The sequence below is a fragment of the Pseudomonas allii genome, from assembly GCF_055380095.1.
The window spans coordinates 4,235,794-4,258,426 of the sequence record NZ_AP039450.1; the positions used below are offsets into that span (position 1 = coordinate 4,235,794).

The 22,633-nt window shown below is 59.6% G+C and carries 16 protein-coding genes and 4 tRNA genes; 8 read left to right on the top strand and 12 right to left on the bottom strand.

What is annotated here, in order from left to right:
• Nucleotides 1–131: 131 nt before the first annotated feature.
• From lon to ACZ445_RS19260, 8 genes are all read right to left on the bottom strand, one after another.
• A complete protein-coding gene (gene lon / locus ACZ445_RS19225) occupies nt 132–2,528 on the bottom strand; it encodes an endopeptidase La (protein ID WP_058423914.1) in 2,397 nt (798 codons plus the stop codon).
• A 174-nt stretch (nt 2,529–2,702) separates the two neighbouring features.
• Nucleotides 2,703–3,995 (bottom strand): ATP-dependent Clp protease ATP-binding subunit ClpX, encoded by a 1,293-nt coding sequence (gene clpX / locus ACZ445_RS19230; protein WP_179029822.1) that lies wholly within the window; start codon nt 3,993–3,995, stop codon nt 2,703–2,705.
• A 112-nt stretch (nt 3,996–4,107) separates the two neighbouring features.
• On the bottom strand, nt 4,108–4,743 hold the full coding sequence (clpP, locus tag ACZ445_RS19235) for an ATP-dependent Clp endopeptidase proteolytic subunit ClpP (RefSeq protein ID WP_003238276.1): 636 nt from the start codon (nt 4,741–4,743) through the stop codon (nt 4,108–4,110).
• A gap of 91 nt (nt 4,744–4,834) precedes the next feature.
• Nucleotides 4,835–6,145 (bottom strand): trigger factor, encoded by a 1,311-nt coding sequence (tig, locus tag ACZ445_RS19240; protein WP_058423916.1) that lies wholly within the window; start codon nt 6,143–6,145, stop codon nt 4,835–4,837.
• A gap of 400 nt (nt 6,146–6,545) precedes the next feature.
• Nucleotides 6,546–6,621, bottom strand: a tRNA-His gene (locus ACZ445_RS19245).
• A 77-nt stretch (nt 6,622–6,698) separates the two neighbouring features.
• Nucleotides 6,699–6,783, bottom strand: a tRNA-Leu gene (locus tag ACZ445_RS19250).
• Between the two features lie 56 nt (nt 6,784–6,839).
• A tRNA-His gene (locus tag ACZ445_RS19255) sits at nt 6,840–6,915 on the bottom strand.
• Between the two features lie 32 nt (nt 6,916–6,947).
• Nucleotides 6,948–7,024, bottom strand: a tRNA-Arg gene (locus tag ACZ445_RS19260).
• A 279-nt stretch (nt 7,025–7,303) separates the two neighbouring features.
• Here ACZ445_RS19260 and folD point away from each other — a divergent pair.
• Together folD and pbpG are read left to right on the top strand one after the other, a co-directional pair.
• Nucleotides 7,304–8,158 carry a bifunctional methylenetetrahydrofolate dehydrogenase/methenyltetrahydrofolate cyclohydrolase FolD gene (folD, locus tag ACZ445_RS19265; protein ID WP_058426811.1) on the top strand — a complete coding sequence of 285 codons (855 nt, stop codon included), beginning with the start codon at nt 7,304–7,306 and terminating at the stop codon, nt 8,156–8,158.
• A 207-nt stretch (nt 8,159–8,365) separates the two neighbouring features.
• On the top strand, nt 8,366–9,289 hold the full coding sequence (gene pbpG, locus ACZ445_RS19270; RefSeq protein WP_058426812.1) for a D-alanyl-D-alanine endopeptidase: 924 nt from the start codon (nt 8,366–8,368) through the stop codon (nt 9,287–9,289).
• A 37-nt stretch (nt 9,290–9,326) separates the two neighbouring features.
• Here pbpG and ACZ445_RS19275 read toward each other — a convergent pair whose 3' ends face one another.
• The gene (locus ACZ445_RS19275; RefSeq protein WP_058426813.1) at nt 9,327–9,989 is read right to left on the bottom strand and encodes a C39 family peptidase; all 663 of its coding nucleotides are present in this window, start codon (nt 9,987–9,989) and stop codon (nt 9,327–9,329) included.
• A gap of 191 nt (nt 9,990–10,180) precedes the next feature.
• Between ACZ445_RS19275 and ACZ445_RS19280 the strand changes: the two genes are divergently transcribed.
• On the top strand, nt 10,181–10,342 hold the full coding sequence (locus ACZ445_RS19280) for a hypothetical protein (RefSeq protein ID WP_464707452.1): 162 nt from the start codon (nt 10,181–10,183) through the stop codon (nt 10,340–10,342).
• On the opposite strand, the gene ACZ445_RS19285 is transcribed toward ACZ445_RS19280, so the two are convergent.
• On the bottom strand, nt 10,339–10,749 hold the full coding sequence (locus ACZ445_RS19285) for a PA0061/PA0062 family lipoprotein (RefSeq protein ID WP_058426814.1): 411 nt from the start codon (nt 10,747–10,749) through the stop codon (nt 10,339–10,341). The two genes, ACZ445_RS19280 and ACZ445_RS19285, sit on opposite strands and share 4 nt — an antisense overlap.
• A gap of 197 nt (nt 10,750–10,946) precedes the next feature.
• Between ACZ445_RS19285 and ACZ445_RS19290 the strand changes: the two genes are divergently transcribed.
• From ACZ445_RS19290 to ACZ445_RS19305, 4 genes are all read left to right on the top strand, one after another.
• Nucleotides 10,947–14,168 carry an efflux RND transporter permease subunit gene (locus tag ACZ445_RS19290; RefSeq protein ID WP_464707453.1) on the top strand — a complete coding sequence of 1,074 codons (3,222 nt, stop codon included), beginning with the start codon at nt 10,947–10,949 and terminating at the stop codon, nt 14,166–14,168.
• Nucleotides 14,158–15,327, top strand: a complete 1,170-nt coding sequence (locus ACZ445_RS19295) for an efflux RND transporter periplasmic adaptor subunit (protein WP_058426816.1) — start codon at nt 14,158–14,160, stop codon at nt 15,325–15,327. The genes ACZ445_RS19290 and ACZ445_RS19295 overlap by 11 nt, the downstream gene beginning before the upstream one ends.
• The gene (locus tag ACZ445_RS19300) at nt 15,311–16,729 is read left to right on the top strand and encodes an efflux transporter outer membrane subunit (RefSeq protein ID WP_310863685.1); all 1,419 of its coding nucleotides are present in this window, start codon (nt 15,311–15,313) and stop codon (nt 16,727–16,729) included. Before ACZ445_RS19295 ends, ACZ445_RS19300 begins: the two co-directional genes overlap by 17 nt.
• 272 nt (nt 16,730–17,001) lie before the next feature.
• Nucleotides 17,002–17,460 carry an REP-associated tyrosine transposase gene (locus ACZ445_RS19305; RefSeq protein ID WP_464707454.1) on the top strand — a complete coding sequence of 153 codons (459 nt, stop codon included), beginning with the start codon at nt 17,002–17,004 and terminating at the stop codon, nt 17,458–17,460.
• 106 nt (nt 17,461–17,566) lie between these two features.
• Here the strand turns inward: ACZ445_RS19305 and ACZ445_RS19310 are convergent, their stop codons facing one another.
• Nucleotides 17,567–18,850 (bottom strand): Zn-dependent hydrolase, encoded by a 1,284-nt coding sequence (locus ACZ445_RS19310; protein ID WP_464707455.1) that lies wholly within the window; start codon nt 18,848–18,850, stop codon nt 17,567–17,569.
• A 178-nt stretch (nt 18,851–19,028) separates the two neighbouring features.
• Nucleotides 19,029–20,516, bottom strand: coding sequence for an NCS1 family nucleobase:cation symporter-1 (locus ACZ445_RS19315; protein ID WP_464707456.1), 1,488 nt, complete (start codon nt 20,514–20,516; stop codon nt 19,029–19,031).
• 590 nt (nt 20,517–21,106) lie between these two features.
• On the opposite strand from ACZ445_RS19315, the gene hydA reads away from it, so the two are divergent.
• Entirely contained in the window at nt 21,107–22,546 is a 1,440-nt protein-coding gene (gene hydA, locus ACZ445_RS19320; protein WP_310863682.1) for a dihydropyrimidinase, read from the top strand.
• Nucleotides 22,547–22,633: the final 87 nt, after the last annotated feature.

The window sequence follows — 22,633 nt, forward strand, 5'->3', positions numbered from 1 at the left end:
ATCTGTTGAGTATGATTCTAAGTTTTTTGGTGAAAGCAAAAACCAGTGCTGAATGGCCTACAGACACTTAAGAGCCGCTTTATAACAAGGGCTCTAAAAAGCTGTCAAGGAAGCCCCCAGGCTTTAACACATTAATGCGTGCTAATTCTTTCCTTGGAATCAGACTCGCGTTTTTCGTCCTTTGCAACTATCTCCGGAGCCACATCCGGCAAGGGCTCCGGCGCGTATTGCAGCGCAATTTGCAGGACCTCGTCAATCCATTTAACCGGTTTAATCTGAAGATCCTGCTTGATATTGTCCGGAATTTCCTTCAAGTCGCGAACATTCTCTTCAGGAATGATCACGGTCTTGATACCACCCCGGTGTGCAGCAAGCAATTTCTCTTTCAGACCACCGATAGCCAATACCTGGCCACGCAGGGTGATTTCACCGGTCATGGCGACATCGGCGCGTACCGGAATGCCGGTCAGTGCCGAGACCAGGGCCGTGCACATGCCTACGCCGGCGCTAGGGCCGTCTTTGGGGGTCGCCCCTTCCGGCATATGGATGTGCGTGTCGTGCTTCTCGTGGAAGTCCAGAGGGATCCCCAGGCTTCTGGCGCGGCTGCGCACCACGGTCTGCGCGGCAGTGATCGACTCGACCATCACGTCACCGAGGGAACCGGTCTTGATCAGTTGGCCTTTGCCTGGGATCACGGCAGCTTCGATGGTCAGCAACTCGCCGCCCACCTGCGTCCACGCCAGGCCAGTCACCTGGCCGACCTGATCCTGCTGCTCGGCCAAACCGTAGCGGAATTTGCGCACGCCCAGGAAGTGTTCCAGTGAATCGGCCGTGACCTTCACCGAGAAGCGTTTTTCCAGTGCATGTTCCTTCACCGCCTTGCGGCAGATCTTCGCAATCTGGCGCTCCAGGCCCCGTACACCGGCCTCGCGGGTGTAGTAGCGTACGATGTCACGGATCGCCTCGACGTCGAATTCGATCTCGCCTTTCTTCAGGCCATTGGCGGACGTCTGCTTGGGCGCGAGGTACTTGACGGCAATGTTGATCTTTTCGTCTTCGGTGTAACCCGGCAGACGAATCACCTCCATCCGGTCCAGCAACGCGGGCGGGATATTCATGGAGTTGGAGGTGCACAGGAACATCACATCGGACAGGTCGTAGTCGACTTCCAGGTAATGGTCGTTGAAATTGTGGTTCTGCTCGGGGTCGAGCACTTCCAGCAAGGCGGATGCCGGATCGCCACGCATGTCGCTGCCCATTTTGTCGATTTCATCGAGCAGGAACAGCGGGTTGCGCACACCCACCTTTGTCATCTTTTGAATCAATCTTCCGGGCATCGAACCGATGTAAGTGCGGCGATGACCACGGATTTCCGCTTCATCCCGCACACCCCCGAGGGCCATGCGCACGAATTTACGGTTGGTAGCGTTGGCAATCGACTCGGCGAGGGAGGTTTTACCCACACCCGGGGGACCGACCAGGCACAACACCGGGCCGCGAATCTTCTTCACGCGTTTTTGCACGGCGAGGTATTCGAGAATGCGCTCCTTGACCTCTTCCAGGCCATAGTGATCGGCGTCAAGAATATCTTCGGCGCGAGCCAGGTCCAGGCGGACCTTGGTCTGGGCCTTCCACGGCACCTGCACCAGCCAGTCGATGTAGGACCGCACCACGGTGGCTTCGGCCGACATCGGCGACATCTGCTTGAGCTTGTTCAGCTCCGCTGTGGCCTTGATCAGGGCGTCTTTCGGCAGGCCGGCGGCATCGATGCGCTTTTTCAGCTCTTCGATTTCGTTGTGGCCTTCTTCGCTGTCGCCGAGCTCCTTCTGAATGGCCTTCATCTGCTCATTCAAGTAGTACTCGCGCTGACTGCGCTCCATTTGCTTCTTCACGCGACCACGTATGCGCTTCTCAACCTGCAACAGGTCGATCTCGGCATCCAGCAGTGCCAGTACATGCTCGACACGTGCCGGCAGGTCGATGATTTCGAGGATGTCCTGCTTCTGCTCGATCTTCAGCGCCATGTGCGCGGCCATGGTGTCCACCAGGCGGCTTGGCTCATCGATGCTATTGAGTGAGGACAGGACTTCAGCCGGGACTTTCTTGCCCAACTGCACATACTGCTCGAACTGCGAGAGCAGGCTGCGTACAAACACTTCGGACTCGCGCTCAGGGGCCTCGACTTCGTCGATCAGCGCCACTTCGGCACGCAGGTGGCCATCCACCTCCATGAAGCGCTCGACCGCGCCGCGCTGCTCACCTTCCACCAGCACCTTGACGGTGCCATCAGGCAGTTTGAGCAGTTGCAGCACGGTCGCAATGGTACCGACGCGATACAGAGCATCTTCGCCTGGATCATCATCGGCAGGATTTCTCTGGGCCAACAGCAGGATCTGCTTGTCGCCCGTCATCGCGGCCTCGAGGGCTTCGATAGACTTCTCGCGCCCCACGAACAGCGGGATAACCATGTGCGGATAGACGACGACATCACGCAACGGCAGGAGAGGCAATTCGATGGTTGTCTTCATGATTTCGCCTCTATGACAGTTCAAAAATTAGCTTGAAACCAAGATGGGGGCTGCATGCAAAAAAAACAAGCTTATTGCCAGCAGTTAAACGCAGTAAACGCTCTGGCGTAAAAAACGCCGTAAAAACAAAGGGGCCCCTGGAGGCCCCTTGTTTATACCGACACTGCGGAACGCTTACGCGTCGGGCGCAGCTTTGGCAGCCTTGCCAGCCGGCTCACTGTTTTCATAGATGTACAGTGGCTTGGACTTGCCTTCGATAACGCTTTCGTCGATCACCACTTTACTCACCTCGGACTGCGAGGGGATTTCGTACATGGTGTCGAGCAACACGCCTTCAAGAATCGAACGCAGGCCACGTGCACCGGTCTTGCGCTCCAGTGCCCGCTTGGCCACTGATTTGAGTGCGTCGGTACGGAACTCGAGGTCTACACCTTCCATCTCGAACAACTTGGCGTATTGCTTGGTCAGGGCGTTCTTCGGCTCGGTGAGGATCTGAATCAGAGCAGCCTCATCCAGCTCGTCCAACGTGGCCAGGACCGGCAGACGGCCAACGAATTCCGGGATCAGACCGAACTTGACCAGATCGTCAGGCTCGACTTCACGCAGGGACTCGCCCACCTTCTTGCCTTCTTCCTTGCTGCGCACTTCTGCACTGAAACCAATGCCACCACGGGTGGAACGCTGCTGGATCACTTTTTCCAAGCCGGAGAACGCACCGCCACAGATGAACAGGATGTTGCGTGTATCAACCTGAAGGAATTCCTGCTGCGGGTGCTTGCGACCGCCTTGTGGCGGTACGGAAGCGACCGTGCCTTCGATCAGTTTCAACAGCGCCTGCTGCACGCCTTCACCGGAAACGTCCCGGGTGATCGACGGGTTGTCCGACTTGCGCGAGATCTTGTCGATTTCGTCGATGTAGACGATACCCATCTGGGCCTTCTCTACGTCGTAGTCGCACTTCTGAAGCAGTTTCTGAATGATGTTCTCGACATCTTCACCCACGTAGCCAGCCTCGGTGAGGGTGGTCGCGTCGGCGATGGTGAAAGGAACGTTCAGCAAACGAGCGAGGGTTTCTGCAAGCAGGGTTTTACCCGAGCCTGTAGGGCCGATCAGCAAGATGTTGCTCTTGCCGAGTTCAACTTCGTCGCCTTTCTTGTCACGCTGGTTCAAGCGCTTGTAGTGGTTGTACACCGCTACGGCCAGAACCTTCTTTGCACGCTCCTGACCAATCACATACTGGTCAAGGATGCCGCTGATTTCTTTAGGCGAAGGCAATTTATGCGCGCTGCTCTCGGCCTGGGCTTCCTGCACCTCCTCACGGATGATGTCATTGCACAGGTCGACGCATTCGTCGCAGATAAACACCGAGGGGCCGGCAATCAATTTGCGTACTTCATGCTGGCTTTTGCCACAGAAGGAGCAATAGAGCAGCTTGCCGTTGTCCTCGCCGTTGCGGGTGTCAGTCATTCGTTCGATCCAAATCCGATAGGCTTGCAACACAAGATGAAGGCTTATGCGGGCTTTTTCAAGCCCGCCAGTGGTCGGACATGCCGACCAGCCCTATTTTGAGCGGCTTATATTAAGCGGGGCGCTTTTCGATCACTGCGTCGATCAGCCCGTACGCACGTGCGGCCTCTGCACTCATGAAGTTGTCGCGGTTGGTATCACGCTCGATTTCTTCCAGCGTGTGCCCGCTGTGCTTAGCCATCAGCGTGTTGAGACGCTCGCGGATAAACAGGATTTCCTTGGCGTGAATCTCGATATCCGACGCCTGGCCCTGGAAACCGCCCAGTGGCTGGTGAATCATCACACGCGAGTTAGGCAGGCAGAAACGCTTGCCCTCGGCGCCGGCAGTCAGCAGGAAGGCGCCCATGCTGCAGGCCTGGCCGATGCAGGTGGTCGACACGTTCGGCTTGATGAACTGCATGGTGTCGTAGATCGACATGCCTGCTGTTACCGAACCGCCTGGGGAGTTGATGTAGAGATGGATGTCCTTGTCCGGGTTTTCCGCTTCAAGGAACAGCAGCTGCGCACAGATCAGGTTGGCCATGTAGTCCTCTACGGGACCCACCAGAAAGATCACTCGCTCCTTGAGCAGGCGCGAGTAGATGTCGTAGGCGCGTTCGCCACGAGCGGACTGCTCGACAACCATCGGGACCAGGCCGCCAGCGGCCTGGATATCAGAGTTCTGCTGAATATAGGAATTACGGAACATGCTCTGCAGTTACTCCCAATTAGTCATGTCTTGAAAACGCATAAGCCAGCGCGAGGCTGGCTTATGGTTGAATTTCCAACGAGTTGGACAATCAGTCGGCTTGTGCTGCTTCCGCCGGTTTGACTGCTTCTTCGTAAGAGACCGCTTTATCGGTCACCTTAGCCTTCTGCAGAACAGTATCCACAACTTGTTCTTCCAGCACAACCGAACGCACTTCGTTCAGTTGCTGATCGTTCTTGTAGTACCAAGCCACGACCTGCTCAGGCTCCTGATAGGCCGAAGCCATTTCCTGGATCATTTCGCGAACGCGGTCTTCGTCTGGCTTGAGGTCGAACTGCTTGACCACTTCAGCCACGATCAGACCCAGCACGACGCGGCGCTTGGCTTGCTCTTCGAACAGCTCGGCCGGCAGTTGGTCAGGCTTGATGTTGCCACCAAACTGCTGAACGGCTTGTACGCGCAGGCGATCCACTTCGTTGGACAGCAGGGCCTTAGGCACTTCGATCGGGTTGGCGGCCAGCAGACCGTCCATGACCTGGTTCTTGACCTTGGACTTGATGGCCTGACGCAGCTCGCGCTCCATGTTCTTGCGAACTTCGGTACGGAAGCCTTCGATACCGGTTTCCTTGATGCCGAATTGCGCGAAGAACTCTTCGTTCAGCTCTGGCAGCTTAGGCTCGGAAACGCTGTTGACGGTCACGGTGAACTCGGCGGCTTTGCCAGCCAGGTCCAGGTTCTGGTAGTCAGCAGGGAAGGTCAGGTTCAGAACGCGTTCTTCGCCGGCTTTGGCGCCAACCAGGCCGTCTTCGAAACCCGGGATCATGCGGTTGGAACCCAGCACCAGCTGAGTGCCCTTGGCGGAGCCGCCAGCGAACACTTCGCCGTCAACCTTGCCAACGAAATCGATGTTCAGCTGGTCTTCGTTCTGGGCAGCACGGTCGGCCACTTCGAAACGGGTGTTCTGCTTGCGCAGGATTTCCAGCATGTTGTCCAGGTCCGAGTCAGCCACTTCGGCGCTCAGGCGCTCGATGGCGATACCGTCGAAACCGGCCACTTCAAACTCAGGGAACACTTCGAATACCGCAACGTATTCCAGGTCCTTGCCTGCTTCCAGGGACTTAGGCTCGATCGACGGCGAACCCGCTGGGTTCAGCTTGTGTTCAACGACCGCTTCGTAGAAAGAAGCCTGGATCACGTCGCCCACAGCTTCCTGGCGCGCATCGGCACCAAAACGGCGCTTGATTTCGCTCATTGGCACTTTGCCTGGACGGAAACCAGCGATCTTGGCCTTCTGGGCAGTCTGCTGCAGACGCTTGTTGACCGCAGTCTCGATGCGCTCAGCCGGCACGGTGATGCTCAGGCGACGCTCGATAGCAGTAGTATTTTCAACAGAAACTTGCATGGATATTCCTCGTTGCACAGACGTTAGCCGGCCATTTCCGACCCCAATCAAGGGCATGCATTCTAGTGGGTCAAACTCAAGAAGTCACCCTACTGCAAATACACCCGAAAACAGCCGGTAATTTATCGGTACGAAGGCAATGACGCACCCCGCCCCGGTGACAAATACAGCCCATCACGCCAGGGCTCTGCGCCGCCCCTTCTATATATAGAAGAGGTCGTCATCCATCTCCCTGACGGCCAACCCTTCAAACGGGGCTGGCAGGCAGCGCGGCATCATCGAGATACATAAATACAACGAAACGCCCTGCCATTGCGACCCAGTGACTGCGACCGCGGAATATTCGAACCGCTAAAACCAAAAAAGGCGCCAGACTGTTAAATCTGGCGCCTTTCGAATATGGGGTGGACGAAGGGGATCGAACCCTCGACAACGGGAGTCACAATCCCGTGCTCTACCAACTGAGCTACGCCCACCATATTGCGTTAACAAAGAAACCAAACCACTTCTTTGTCGAGCCCTACCCCGTTCTTCAACAAGGCCAAGCTTTATTTGGTGCGGATGAAGAGACTCGAACTCTTACGCCTCGCGGCGCTGGAACCTAAATCCAGTGTGTCTACCAATTCCACCACATCCGCGCTTGAAGCTCTTAAAGCAAAGGCGCCAGACGATTAATCTGGCGCCTTTTAAAATATGGGGTGGACGAAGGGGATCGAACCCTCGACAACGGGAGTCACAATCCCGTGCTCTACCAACTGAGCTACGCCCACCATCTGACGCTACTTGTGCCAAAGCTGCCTAATGGCGCACCCGGCAGGACTCGAACCTGCGACCATCCGCTTAGAAGGCGGATGCTCTATCCAGCTGAGCTACGGGCGCCTTATTAATCTGTACTCTTGGAGGATTACAAACTAAGTGCTTCCAGCCTTGCAGAACAACACGCTATTCTGCTCGACCTTCTTAACCAGTGCTAGGCTGTGCCCGACAAGTGCGACGAATAGTATAGACGCCCTCGAAACCCGTCAAATCTTTTTTGAAAAAAATTCATTTTATTTAAGGGGTTAGGGCAATTTGCAGACCAAGCGCCTTTGCCCTCACGCCTTGGCATGCGAGAATGCGCGCACTTTTCTTCCCCCTCTCGATGGTTAATCACGCGTAATGACTGCACAACTTATCGACGGCAAATCAATCGCCGCCAGCCTGCGCCAGCAGATCGCCAAACGAGTCACCGAGCGCAGCCAGCAAGGCCTGCGCACGCCTGGCCTCGCGGTGATCCTGGTCGGCAGCGATCCTGCCTCTCAGGTTTATGTCTCGCACAAGCGTAAAGACTGTGAAGAGGTCGGCTTTATTTCCAAGGCCTACGACCTGCCTTCCGAGACCACCCAGCAGGCCCTTACCGACCTGATCGACGGTCTCAACGACGATCCGAAGATCGATGGCATCCTGCTCCAACTGCCTCTGCCCGAGCACCTGGACGCCTCCAAGTTGCTGGAGCGCATTCGCCCGGACAAAGACGTCGACGGCTTCCACCCTTATAACGTCGGCCGCCTGGCCCAACGTATCCCGCTGCTGCGCCCGTGCACGCCGAAAGGCATCATGACCCTGCTGGAAAGCACCGGTGTAGACCTCTACGGCCTCGACGCCGTGGTTGTCGGCGCATCCAACATCGTCGGCCGCCCGATGGCCATGGAACTGCTGCTGGCCGGCTGCACCGTGACCGTTACCCACCGCTTCACCAAGGACCTCGCCGGCCACGTCGGCCGCGCCGACCTGGTGGTGGTTGCCGCCGGCAAGCCGGGCCTGGTCAAGGGTGAGTGGATCAAGGAAGGCGCCATCGTGATCGACGTGGGCATCAACCGCCAGGAAGACGGCAAGCTGGTCGGCGATGTGGTGTACGACACCGCCCTGCCCCGTGCCGGCTGGATCACCCCGGTACCTGGCGGTGTCGGCCCGATGACGCGTGCCTGCCTGCTGGAAAACACGCTGTACGCCGCAGAGACCCTGCACGCCTAATAACCGGGCGTACTGAAAAAGCCCTGCCTTATCGCAGGGCTTTTTATTGCCCGCAATAAATCCTGTTTTTTCTTAGTTTTTAAGCACTTTCGTCCGGTTCTAGAAGAACATTCGACAGTTTCTGATCCATACTCCTAAAATGTAACGGCATTTATCCAAAACCCGTTCCCGAACGGTATTTCCTTACTTTTTAGCGAGTTCATCCGCGTGAAAATTCGTCTCTCTATTGTCAGCCTATTTTTTGCGTTTACAGGCACCTTCGTTCACGCCGCCGAAACCACCCAGGCCCCGCGTGACACCTCCAAACTGCAAATCGCCTCCGGCAGCGCCATGCTTGTAGACCTGCAAACCAACAAGGTCATCTATTCCAGCAACCCCGACGTGGTGGTGCCAATCGCCTCGGTGAGCAAGTTGATGACCGGCCTGGTGGTGCTGGAAGCCAAGCAGAACATGGATGAGTACATCGACATCAACATCAAGGACACGCCGGAAATGAAAGGCGTGTTTTCCCGGGTGAAAATCGGCAGCGAGATGCCACGTAAAGAAATGCTGCTGATCGCCCTGATGTCCTCGGAGAACCGCGCCGCCGCCAGCCTGGCGCACCACTATCCAGGCGGTTACCCGGCGTTTATTGCCGCGATGAACGCCAAGGCCAAGGCGCTGGGCATGACCAGCACTCACTACGTTGAACCCACCGGCCTGTCGATCCACAACGTGTCCACCGCCCGTGACCTGAGCAAACTGCTCGCCGCCGCGCGTCACTACCCCTTGCTGAGCCAATTGAGCACCACCAAGGAAAAGACTGTGTCGTTCCGCAAGCCCAACTACACCCTGGGCTTCTCTAACACCGACCACCTGATCAACCGCGCCAACTGGGACATCAAGCTGACCAAGACCGGCTTCACCAACCAGGCCGGCCACTGCCTGGTGCTGGTGACCAGCATGGGCAACCGTCCGGTGTCATTGGTGATCCTGGACGCTTTCGGCAAATTCACCCACTTTGCCGATGCCAGCCGCATCCGCAATTGGGTTGAAACCGGCAAGAGCGGGTCGGTGCCGGATGTGGCGTTGCGCTACAAGGCCGACAAGAACCTGAAAAATCGGCCGAACGCTGCAGAAGCGCGTCGATAACCGGCCAAATAAAAACGGCGCTTGATAGCGCCGTTTTTTATTTGCGCTCCGCCAACACCTTCAGTGCCTGCGCCGCCGCCCGCTCCTGCCCGGCCTGGGCAGTTGCGTTAGCCGCATCCCGCCAGCGCTGCGCGTCGACATTGGCTGGCAACTGGCTCGGGCGCTGGGTGAGGATTGCCCAGTTTCCGGCACTTTTCCATTTTGACTTGAAGTCGCTGAAGCTCATCAACAGGCGCCGGTCCATGCCTGAGCGCAGCAGCACCGTGCTTTTCTGCTGATTGAACCCCACCACTACCACGTAGTGCGCGTCGGACCACAGCCCGCCGCCAATCCGCGCCATCACCGGATAACCCGCCGCGACCTGCGCCAGCACCGCCGTCAGCTTCGCATCCAGCGGGTACACCATCAGTCCGTACTCACGCGCCAGTACCTGCATATTGCGCTCAAGGTCCGCTTCACCGCCGGGTAAATGCAACGGCTTATCCAGCAACCCCGGTGTCATGACAATGCCTTGTTGCGACAGCATGCTGGCTAAAGACGTAGGACCGCTCTGATAAGCCTCGCTACGAAAGGTCGGCACGCCATTGAGCTCGACACGCTCCGGCAGGCCCGCCAGCCTCGATGGCGTGGAGGAGCAGGCCGCGAGGCCCACGGCACAAGCAAGCAACAAGGATGTTTTCAGGTTCGACCGTAACCGCAATTTTCTACTCTCTTGATCGACTGCCAGTAAGGGCCCTGATCATAGCCCAATCGCGTTTATGCAGGGGCCGTGGATATAGCAAAGAAGTTTGGTTGGACTCGACCATTGGTCAATAGCAGGCAACCGCCAGGTAGCTAGACTGTCCATTGAGAAGACTGTGTGTGCCCCCTGCGGGGCGAAAGGAGGCCCGAATGAGCCTTGCAACGACGATTTTCCTGTTGATCTGCGGTTGGCTGGCGGTAGCCGGCGCCATGTTGTGGGGGGTGTTGCGCATTACCCGCCGGCACCATCACCCCCACGCCAAACCCGCTGCACCCGCCAAGCCTCACAAGGCCGCAGTGCATCACGCCTAGCCTGGCATGCAATTGAAGTCCTGCGTCGCCGCGACTTCCTTGCCGTGGCCATCCATCAAGGAGGCGCGCACGGTGGTGCCCAGGCTGGATTCCACCAGGGTGTAATGCTCACCCGCCTTGAAGTGCTTGTACTCGACACGCCCCTGGCAGTCCTGCTGATTGTCGTCGCCGGGTTCTTCCTCGAACAGCGTCACATCCAGGCGATGATCCCCCGGCGGCACTTCAAAAAAGCGTCCGTCATCCACGCGCTTGCCATCTACCCGCTCGGCCATCAGGTCATTCGGCGCTTCTTCTTTCAGACCAATCCACGCTTCGCTCGGGTCAGCCTTGGGGATCGGGCCGGCGCATGCCGACAACAACAGCACAGCACCGAGGGCAGGAATCAACAATAAAGGTTTGAGTGACATGGCAGGGCTCCAAAACAGGACAAGGCGTCCAATGGGTTGCAAGCTTGAGGAGCAGCCCTTTGTAGAACAAATGAATACATATGAAACGATCTTCAGCCCTTACCTAAATGTTCCTTCACCTGGCTGAAAGGTGCGTGTTAGGTGGGTCGCGTGAGACTGCCGGGGTTTGCAATCCTGCTCCTTTCGGAGGTTCACGCATGCTCGGGCTGGTAAAGACCGCACTGCAAAAGCCATACACCTTTATCGTGTTGGCCATCTTCATCTGCATCATCGGGCCGATGGCGGCCCTGCGTACCCCCACTGATGTTTTCCCGGATATCGGCATCCCCGTGGTCGCCGTGGTCTGGCAGTACAACGGCCTGTCGCCGGACGCCATGGCCGGTCGGGTGATCTACACCTACGAACGCTCCCTGAGCACCACCGTCAACGACATCGAACATATCGAATCGCAATCGCTGCCCGGCATGGGCATCGTCAAGATCTTCTTCCAGCCCGGCGTGGATATCCGCACCGCCAATGCCCAGGTGACGGCGGTTTCACAAACCGTACTCAAGCAAATGCCACCGGGCATCACGCCGCCGCTGATCCTCAACTACAGCGCCTCCACGGTGCCGATCCTGCAAATGGCGTTCTCCAGCCCCAGCCTCTCGGAAGCCAAGATCCGCGACCTGGTGCAGAACAACATTCGCTTGCCGCTCAGTTCCCTGCCCGGCCTGGCCATGCCGACACCGATGGGTGGCAAGCAACGCCAGATCACCCTCGACCTCGACCCGCAGGCGTTGGCTGCCAAAGGCCTGTCGGCGCAGGACGTGGGTAACGCCCTGGCACTGCAAAACCAGATCATCCCGGTGGGCACCGCCAAACTCGGCCCCGACGAATACACGATCCTGCTCAACAACAGCCCCAAGGCCATCGATGAACTCAACGACCTGCCGATCAAGACCGTCGACGGTGCGCTGATCACGATTGGCCAGGTGGCGCACGTGCGTGACGGCTCGCCACCGCAGACCAATATTGTGCGCGTCGACGGCCACCGCGCCGTGCTGATGCCGGCGCTGAAAAACGGCAGCATTTCCACCCTGTCGATCATCGACGGCATCCGCCAGATGTTGCCGCGCATCAACGAAACCCTGCCGCCATCGCTGAAGACCTCGCTGCTCGGCGACGCATCGGTGTTCGTCAAGCAATCGGTGGGCAGCGTGGCCCAGGAAGGCATCATTGCCGCGCTGCTGACCAGTGCGATGATCCTGCTGTTCCTCGGCAGCTGGCGCTCGACGCTGATCATCGCCGCGTCAATTCCCTTGGCCGTGCTCTCGGCCATCGCGTTACTGGCGGCCAGCGGGCAAACCCTCAACGTGATGACGTTGGGTGGGCTGGCGCTGGCCGTGGGCATCCTGGTGGACGACGCCACGGTAACCATCGAAAACATCAACTGGCATCTGGGGCAAGGCAAGGCGGTGAAGACCGCGATCCTCGACGGTGCCGCGCAAATTGTCGGCCCAGCGTTCGTCTCGCTGCTGTGCATCTGCATCGTGTTCGTGCCGATGTTCCTGCTGCAAGGCATCGCCGGTTACCTGTTCCGGCCGATGGCCCTGGCGGTGATCTTTGCCATGGCCAGTTCGTTCATCCTCTCGCGGACGCTGGTGCCGACCCTGGCGATGTTCCTGCTCAAGCCGCACACGCCGGAGCCAGGCGCTGGGCATCACCCGGAAGATGAATTCATCAACCACCACGAGGGTGAACAGCACCCGAAACCGCGCAATCGCGTGTTGCAATCGGTGCTGAATTTCCAGCAGGGCTTCGAGCGTCACTTCTCGAATATCCGCGACACCTACCACGGCTTGCTGACCTTGGCGCTGGGCAATCGCAAGCGTTTTATCGTCGGCTTCCTGGCCTGTGTGCTGGCGTCGTTCCTGCTGCTGCCGAGCCTGGGCCAGGATTTTTTCCCGGCCACCGACGCAGGCGCCCTGGCCCTGCACGTACGCTTGCCACTGGGCACGCGTATCGAAGAAAGCGCCGCGGCCTTCGACCGCATCGAAGCGCGGATCCGCGAAGTGATCCCCGCCGAAGAGTTGGACACCATCGTCGACAACATCGGCATTCCGCTCAGCGGCATCGACATGGCCTACAGCAGCAGCGGCACCATCGGTCCGCAGGATGGCGATATACAGGTCACCCTGAAAAAGGACCATGCGCCCACCGCCGATTACGTGAAAAAACTGCGTGAAGCCCTGCCGCAAAGTTTCCCCGGCAGCCACTTTGCGTTCCTGCCGGCGGACATCAGCAGCCAGATTCTCAACTTTGGCGCTCCGGCTCCGCTGGACGTGAAGATCTCCGGGCGCAGTGATGAAGAAAACCGCGCCTATGCAGTGGAGCTTGAGCGACGCCTGCGAAACGTACCGGGCATCGCCGACCTGCGTATCCAGCAATCCACCGGCTACCCGTCGCTGCAGGTGAACGTCGACCGCCTGCGCGCCAATGGCCTGGGTATCACCGAGCGCGACGTGACCAACAGCATGGTGGCGTCCCTCGCCGGCAGTTCCCAGGTGGCGCCGACCTTCTGGCTCAACCCGGCCAACGGTGTGTCCTATTCCATCGTCGCGGCCACCCCGCAATACCGCCTCGACAGCCTGCCCTCGCTGGAAGCCCTGCCGGTGACCGGTGCTAACGGCCAGTCGCAGATCCTCGGCGGTGTAGCCACCATCTCCCGCGTGCAGAGCCCGGCGGTGGTGACCCACTACAACATCGAGCCGACCCTGGACCTGTATGCCAACGTGCAAGGCCGCGACCTCGGCGGCGTGGCCCGTGACGTTCAGAAAGTGCTGGATGACACCGCCTCCATGCGCCCCAAAGGCGCGGTGATCAGCCTGCATGGGCAGATCGATGCACTGCATGAAGCGTTCAGCGGCTTGAGTTTTGGCCTGCTCGGTGCGGTGGTGCTGATCTACCTGCTGATCGTGGTCAACTTCCAATCGTGGGTAGACCCGTTCGTGATCATCACCGCCTTGCCGGCGGCGCTGGCGGGGATCGTGTGGATGCTGTTCCTCAGTGGCACGTCCTTGTCGGTGCCGGCACTGACCGGCGCCATCCTGTGCATGGGCGTCGCCACGGCCAACTCGATCCTGGTGGTGAGCTTCTGCCGCGAACGCCTGGCCGAACATGGCGACGCACTCAAGGCCGCCCTGGAAGCCGGCTACACGCGTTTTCGTCCGGTGTGCATGACCGCCCTGGCGATGATCATCGGCATGTTGCCCCTGGCGATGTCCGAAGAGCAGAACGCCCCGCTCGGCCGTGCGGTGATCGGTGGCCTGATCCTCGCCACCACCGCCACCCTGTTGTTTGTACCCGTGGTCTTCAGCCTGGTCCACGGTCGTCACCCTAATCGTGCTACAGCTGGAGAAACGTCTCATGTCGTCTGATCACAAACCCTCGCGCAAGCGTCTGATGCTCATGGGTGTCGGCGGCCTGACCCTGGCCGCCCTGTTGGTCGCCAACGGCCTGCACGCCCGTACCTTGCACGAACAGTCGGTCACGGCCTGGACCGAGACCGCCGCCATCCCGCAGGTGATGGTGTTCCAACCGCAGCAGAATGCGGCCGGCGATACCCTGCGCCTGCCCGCGCACCTGGAAGCCTGGAGCAAGGCACCGATCCATGCGCGGGTCAGCGGCTACCTCAAGGACTGGAAAGCCGACATCGGGACGCGGGTCGAAGCCGGGCAAATCCTTGCCGAGATCGACAGCCCCGACCTCGACCAACAACTGGCGCAGACCCACGCACGCCTGGTGCAGGAGCAGGCCAACGCACGCCTGGCCGCCACCACCGCCACGCGCTGGCAGAACCTGCTGGCGAGCCACTCGGTGTCGCGCCAGGAAGCCGATGAAAAAACCTCGAATGCCGCTGCCGCCAAAGCCAACGCCGAGGCCGCCGCTGCCGACTACGCCAGGCTGACCGCACTGGAAAGCTACAAGACGATCCGCGCGCCGTTCGCCGGCACCATCACCGCACGCAATACCGATATCGGCCAGTTGATCAAGGCCGACACCGACAGCGACCCGGAGCTGTTCAACATCGCCGACACCCACCAATTGCGCCTGTATGTGCCGGTGCCGCAGAACTACGCGGCGGTCATCCACCCCGGCCTGGAAGCCGAATTGACCGTGCCCGAGCATCCCGGCGAGCACTTCAAGGCGCGCCTGATCGGCGACTCCACCGCCATCGACCGGCGTTCCGGCACCCTGCTCGCGCAGTTCGTAGCCGACAACCCCAACGGCGAGTTGCTACCCGGTGACTACGCCGAAGCCACCCTGCCGATCCCGGTGGACACCCATGGCGTGAGCATCCCGGCCAGCGCGTTGATCTTCCGCGCCCAGGGCACGCAAGTGGCGGTGCTGGGTGCGCAGAATAAGGTGCACTTGCAGGACATCCATATCGGCCTCGATCTCGGTGAACGCCTGGTCATCGACCAGGGCCTGAAACCCGCCGACCGCGTGGTCGACAACCCGCCCGACGCCCTGCGCGAAGGCGACCCGGTACAACTGGCAGCCGCCGCTGGAGGTACGCATGCGCCCAAGGCTTAAGCCCTTCGTTGCACTGATGCTGCTGGCTCTACAGGGTTGCTCGATGGCGCCCACCTACAAAGTGCCGCCGATTGACCTGCCTGCGCACTACCGCGAACAGACCAGCGACGGTCCCTGGCACAGCGCGCAACCGTCCGACCAATTGGCACCCGAGTGGTGGAAGCTCTACCACGATCCGCGCCTGAACGACCTGCAACAACAACTGCTCAAGGCCAACCCGGACCTGGCGGCGGCACTGGCGCACTTTGACGCGTCCCAGGCGTATGCCAGCCAGCTGCATGCCGGCCTGTTCCCGCAGATCACCGCCAGCGCGCAGCCGTTGCGCCAGCGGCAATCGGACTCACGGCCGCTGCGAGGCACCACGCAGCCGTCGGTGTACAACAGCAATACAGCGGGGTTTTCGTTGAGTTACGACTTGGACCTGTGGGGCAAAATCCGCAACCAGGTGGCGGCCGGCGATGCCCAGGCGCAAGCGTCCGGGGATGACTTGGCGGTGGCGCGCCTGAGCTTGCAGCATCATCTGGCGAGCCTGTATGTGCAGCTCAATGGGCTGGATGCACAGGCGCGGATCCTCAACAGTTCGCTGGATGATTTCAGCCAGGCGCTGCAACTGACCCGCAGCCGGTACGAGGGCCAGATTGCTTCGGAGCTGGACCTGACGCGTGCACAGAATCAACTCGCCGAAGCCAAGGCGCAGTTGGATGAAGTCCGCGGGCAACGCAACCTGATCGAGCATGCCATCGGTGAACTGGTGGGCGTGGCGGCCAGCGATTTTTCCCTGCCGCCGAGTCCGCAATTGATTGCACTGCCGGGCATCCCATCGCAGCTGCCAAGCCATCTCCTGCAACGTCGGCCAGACATTGCAGCGGCGGAACGGCGGGTGTTTGCGGCCAATGCGAACATAGGTGTAGCGAAGGCTGCGTGGTACCCGGATTTCAGCCTGACCGGGTTGATTGGCGGGCAGACGCAAGGCGTCGGCAACCTGCTGTCCGCCGGCAATCGCTATTGGGCGCTGGGGCCGCTGGTGAATCTGCCGATCTTTGACGGCGGCCGCCTGAGCGCCAACGAGCGCCAGGCCAAAGCCGAATTCGAAGAGGCATCGGCGCACTACCGCAGCCAGGTGCTGAAGGCCGTGCGCGAGGTGGAAGATAACCTGGGGCAATTGCGAGATCTGCAGCAGGAAGCCCTGGATGAGCAGGCAGCAGCGGATGCGGCGCAGCACACCCAGGCGCTGGCGATGAACAGCTACGAGGCGGGGGCCGTGAGTTATCTGGATGTGGTGACGGCGCAGACGGCAGCGTTACAGGCGCAGCGCACGTTGCAGGCGGTGCAGACGCGACAGTTGCAGGCGAGTGTGGGGTTGGTGACTGCGCTGGGTGGTGGCTGGCAGCCGGGTGCTTGATAAGGTGGGTTAGTCACATAACTATCAATTGAACTAGATCAGTCACTCATGTAGCGACTGAAACACTGCTATCGGGGGCAAGCCCCCTCCCACACTTATCGTGTGTCGGACACACAAAGTATGAACACCGCAGAACCAATGTGGGAGGGGCGGTGCGACGACTCGACTTGCCCCCGATAGCGCTCTTCCAGACACATCCTGCCAAAAGGCCGCCCCTCACCCTCCTGCCCTCCAATCTAGCCTCTCTGAACACACCTTGAGAGGGCCAGGGAATGGCAGATTTACCCGCTTCACATCGGCTGCGCATCGGACGCTTCAGCGAACCCAACCGCATCTACCTGATCACCACCAACACCCACGAACGCCTACCGATATTCAGCGACTTCCACCTCGGTCGACGGGTGGTCTGGCAGTTTCGCCTGGCTCAGTACCGAGGGCTCGCAAACTCGCTGGCGTGGGTGATCATGCCCGACCACTTTCATTGGCTTATTGAGTTGAAAAAAGGCTCGTTGGCGGACCTGATGCGGCAGGTAAAATCCAAGAGCACGCGGTCCGTCAACGGCCTAAGCGGACGCAAGGGAAGACTCTGGCAGGAAAGCTTTCATGACCGCGCACTGCGCAAGGAGGATGATCTAGTGAAGATGGCGAGGTATGTAGTGGCCAATCCATTGAGAGCAGGCCTGGTGAAAAAGATCGGCGACTACCCATTGTGGGATGCCATCTGGATCTAACATCACACACTGTTCAAATGTGGGAGGGGGCTTGCCCCCGATAACAGGGTGACTGACCCACCGCTATCGGGGGCAAGCCCCCTCCCACATTTTTTTCTACCGTATTTTAGGCGGCTAACTTGCCGCTGGCGATTGCGTCGGAAGCTGCCACCATTGCGCGTAATAGAACCGCACACCCAGCAGCCAGGTCATCCGGTGCGGCATTCTCGATTTCGTTATGGCTGATACCACCTTCACACGGCACGAAGATCATCCCCGCCGGGCCCAGTTCGGCGACGAAAATTGCGTCATGCCCTGCCCCACTGACAATATCCATGTTCGACAAGCCAAGGCCATTCGCCGCATTGCGCACCGCGTCTACGCAGCCTTTGTCGAAATACAGCTGCGGGAAGTCAGCGGTGGGCTCCATCTCAAAACTGAGGCCATGTTTGGCACAGGTGTCTTCAATGACCTTGCGCACCTCGGCAATCATCGAGTCCAGGCGCGCCGGCTCCAGGTGACGGAAGTCCAGGGTCATGCGTACTTCACCTGGAATCACGTTGCGTGAACCGGGATACGCCTGCAAGCACCCGACAGTTCCACAGGCGTGAGGTTGATGCCCCAACGCCGCCGCATTGACCGCCGCCACCACCGCTGCCGCGCCCACCAGGGCATCCTTGCGCAGGTGCATCGGCGTCGGCCCCGCATGCGCCTCGACGCCGCGCAGTTTCAGGTCGAACCACTTCTGCCCCAAGGCGCCGAGCACCACGCCAATCGTCTTCTTCTCGTCCTCAAGGATCGGCCCTTGTTCGATATGCGCCTCGAAATACGCTCCCACCTTGTGCCCGCTGACCGGCCGCGAGCCCGCATAGCCAATGGCATTCAGCGCATCACCCACACTGACGCCATCCACGTCGACCTTGGCCAAGGTATCGGCCAGGGTGAATTTCTCGGCAAACACCCCCGAGCCCATCATGCAGGGCGGAAAACGCGAGCCTTCTTCGTTGGTCCACACCACCACTTCCAACGGAGCCTCGGTCTCCAACTTGAGGTCATTGAGCGTACGCAGCACTTCCACTCCCGCCAGCACACCAAAGCAGCCATCGAACTTGCCGCCGGTGGGCTGGGTGTCGATATGGCTGCCGGTCATCACCGGCGGCAGGTTGGGGTTGCGTCCGGGGCGGCGGGCGAAGATGTTGCCGATGCCGTCGATGGTCACGGTGCAACCGGCGTCTTCGCACCACTGCACGAACAGGTCGCGGGCCTTGCGGTCGAGGTCGGTAAGGGCCAGGCGACACACGCCACCCTTGGGCGTGGCGCCGAGCCTGGCCAGGTCCATCAGCGATTGCCACAGGCGGTCGCGGTTGATGTGCTGATCGGTGGATTGCAGAACGTCCAGGGCAGCGTTCATGGGGATCTCCTCAGGCTACATTTCTTATGGATTGAGCCGATTCCATCAATGGAATGCGGTCATACATGTGGGAGCGGGCTTGCTCGCGAAGAGGCCGTGTCAGTCGCTGCAAATGTCGCCTGAAAGACCGCATTCGCGAGCAAGCCCGCTCCCACATGTGGATTGCATTTCAAATTATTTACAGCGGTGTTTTCACCGCGACCGGGCTGGCCACGCGCTTGGCATTGAGCCCGTAGTACAACAGGCCACCCAGCGCCGAACCGGTAAACCAGCCATAGCTGTAGAACCAGCTGAACGCATCGCTGCCCAACGACAGCAAGGTCAGCACCACCGGCACGCCGAAGGCGATGAAACCGCTCCAGTTCCATGCGGGATACACGTCATCACGATAGAGACCGGCCAGGTCGAGCTGCTGTTTGCGCGTGATGAAATAGTCCACCACCATGATCCCGGCGATCGGCCCCAGCAGGCTGGAATAGCCGAGCAACCAATTGGAGTAGACGGTCTCCAGGCTCACATCGGAAACGATCAGCCCAAGCTTCTTCAGCAGTTCATGGGCCATCAACGCCAGCCCGACCAGGCCGGTGAGGATCACTGCCGTGGTGCGGTTGATCAGCTTGGGCGCGATGTTCTGGAAGTCGTTGGTGGGCGAGACGATGTTCGCCGCCGTGTTGGTGGACAAGGTGGCGACGATGATCAGCGCCATGGCCACGGCCACCCACACCGGGCTCTGGATATGCCCGATCAGTGTCACCGGGTCGGACACGCTGACGCCCACCAGTTTCACCGAAGCGGCGGTCATGATCACGCCGAGGGCGGCGAACAGGAACATGGTCAGCGGCAGGCCGAAAATCTGCCCGAGGATCTGGTCCTTCTGGCTTTTGGCGTAGCGGCTGAAGTCAGGAATGTTCAGCGACAAGGTGGCCCAGAACCCTACCATTGCGGTGAGTCCGGCCATGAAGTAACCGGTCAGGCTCGCACCCTCGGGACGCTTGGGCGGGATCGCCATCAGCTCGCTGATCGACACGTTGGGCATCGCCCACACCAGCAGGCCGATGCCCACCGCCACCAGCAGCGGTGCCGACAGGGTCTCAAGGCGCTTGATCGATTCGGCGCCCCGCAGTACCACCCACAAATTCAGGCACCAGAAAATCATGAAGCCGATCACCTCGCCGGTACCACCGAGGGACTTCCACCCCTCGAAGATCGAGCCCAGGAACAGGTGGATCGCCAGCCCGCCAAACATCGTCTGGATCCCGAACCAGCCGCACGCCACCAGTGCTCGAATCAGACACGGTACGTTCGAACCAAGGATGCCGAATGACGAGCGCAGCAACACCGGAAACGGTATGCCGTACTTGGTGCCCGGAAAGGCGTTGAGTGTCAGCGGAATCAGCACCACGATGTTCGCGAGCAGGATCGCCATCAGCGCCTCGCCCACCGACAACCCGAAATACGCGGTGAGCACCCCGCCCAGCGTATACGTGGGCACGCAGATCGACATGCCGACCCACAGCGCGGTGATGTGCCACTTGTTCCAGGTGCGTTCGTGCACCTTGGTCGGTGCCATGTCGTGGTTGTAGCGAGGGCTGTCGAGGACGTCGGTGCCGGCGTCGAGTTCGTACAGGCCGTTGCGTTCAATGACTTGCGATCTGTTCTGTTGCATGGCCGCTCCACGGTTTTTTCGAATTATTGTTGCGCGCCTGCAGGTGCGTGCAGGCGGCCGGAGTACCTCGTAAACAACATGACATCACGGGCCCGGCCAGCCGCCTCTGCACTCAATAACCGTGCCGACAACCGTTACCGCACCCGCACCGCTTATATAACGTGCTGATGTTTATCAGCTTTCCGATTGAACCTTCGGTACTTGCCGCCTTACTCAGGCTAAATAATGCGGAAGTTGCCCGAACCATCAGGACTCAATCTGGTGCAACACAATTATTTTTATTTCCCCTGCCCGTCAAGAGGCATGTCTCAAGCGTCTGATTTGCAATAAGAAATGTTGCTCAATTTAAGAACCTGTCAAGTGCGTCAAAATGGTGAGAGGCCGCTACATTTTGGTGATTATTGATTTTTATACTTATAAATCAACAATTTAAAACCAGTATAAGCTTATAAAAAATCTTCTTGCCCAATCTAAAAACTCGGGCTAGCTTCTATTCCTGTCACCGATGACAGGAATTAACCGACCATCGGCAAGCAGTACTACAACACTTAGAACTGGCACAAGCCGGTCAAGCCTGTGAGGAACTCGACATGTCGCTGTTGATCCGTGGCGCCACCGTTATTACCCATGATGAAAGTTACCGCGCCGATGTGTTGTGCGCAGGCGGTCTAATCCGGGCAATTGGTACGAATCTGGATATACCCGCTGGCACTGAACTACTCGATGGCAGCGGCCAATACTTGATGCCCGGCGGCATCGATCCCCACACCCATATGCAACTGCCCTTCATGGGTACCGTGGCCAGTGAAGACTTTTTCAGCGGCACGGCGGCAGGCCTGGCGGGGGGCACTACGTCGATCATCGACTTTGTGATTCCCAACCCGCAGCAATCCTTGCTGGAGGCGTTTCACCAGTGGCGCGGCTGGGCGGAAAAATCCGCGTCCGACTATGGCTTCCATGTGGCGATCACCTGGTGGAGCGAGCAGGTGCGCGAGGAAATGGCCGAGCTGGTCAGCCACCACGGCATCAACAGCTTCAAGCACTTCATGGCCTACAAGAACGCGATCATGGCGGCGGACGACACCCTGGTCGCCAGCTTCGAGCGCTGCCTGGAACTGGGCGCGGTGCCCACCGTGCATGCGGAAAACGGCGAGCTGGTGTACCACCTGCAACGCAAGCTGATGGCCCAGGGCATCACCGGGCCGGAAGCGCACCCGCTGTCGCGTCCGTCGCAGGTGGAAGGCGAAGCGGCCAGCCGGGCGATCCGCATTGCCGAGACCCTCGGCACCCCGTTGTACCTGGTGCACGTCTCCACCAAAGAGGCGCTGGACGAGATCACCTACGCCCGTGCCAAAGGCCAGCCGGTCTACGGTGAAGTCCTCGCCGGTCACCTGTTGCTGGACGATAGCGTCTACCAACACCCCGACTGGCAGACCGCCGCCGGCTACGTGATGAGCCCGCCGTTCCGCCCACGCGGGCATCAGGACGCGCTGTGGCACGGCCTGCAATCGGGCAACCTGCACACCACCGCCACCGACCACTGCTGCTTCTGCGCCGAGCAAAAAGCCGCCGGGCGTGACGACTTCAGCAAGATCCCCAACGGCACCGCCGGTATCGAAGACCGCATGGCACTGTTGTGGGACGAAGGCGTCAACACCGGGCGCCTGTCGATGCAGGAGTTCGTGGCGCTGACCTCCACCAACACCGCGAAGATCTTCAACCTCTACCCGCGCAAAGGCGCGATCCGCGTGGGTGCGGATGCTGACCTGGTGCTGTGGGACCCAGAGGGCACGCGGACCATTTCGGCCAAGACCCACCATCAGCAGGTCGACTTCAACATCTTCGAAGGCAAAACCGTACGCGGCGTGCCCAGCCACACCATCAGCCAGGGCAAGCTGGTCTGGGCCGATGGCGACCTGCGCGCCGAGCGCGGGGCCGGCCGTTATGTGGAGCGGCCGGCGTATCCGCCGGTGTTCGAGCAGTTGAGCAAGCGGGCTGAGCATTCCAGGCCCACTGCTGTAAAGCGCTGAAACCGCTATCGGGGGCAAGCCCCCGATGAGGCCAGTGCAAGCAACAACAAAACCACTGCCCATCAGAGGCAGCACCTCAATAACCGT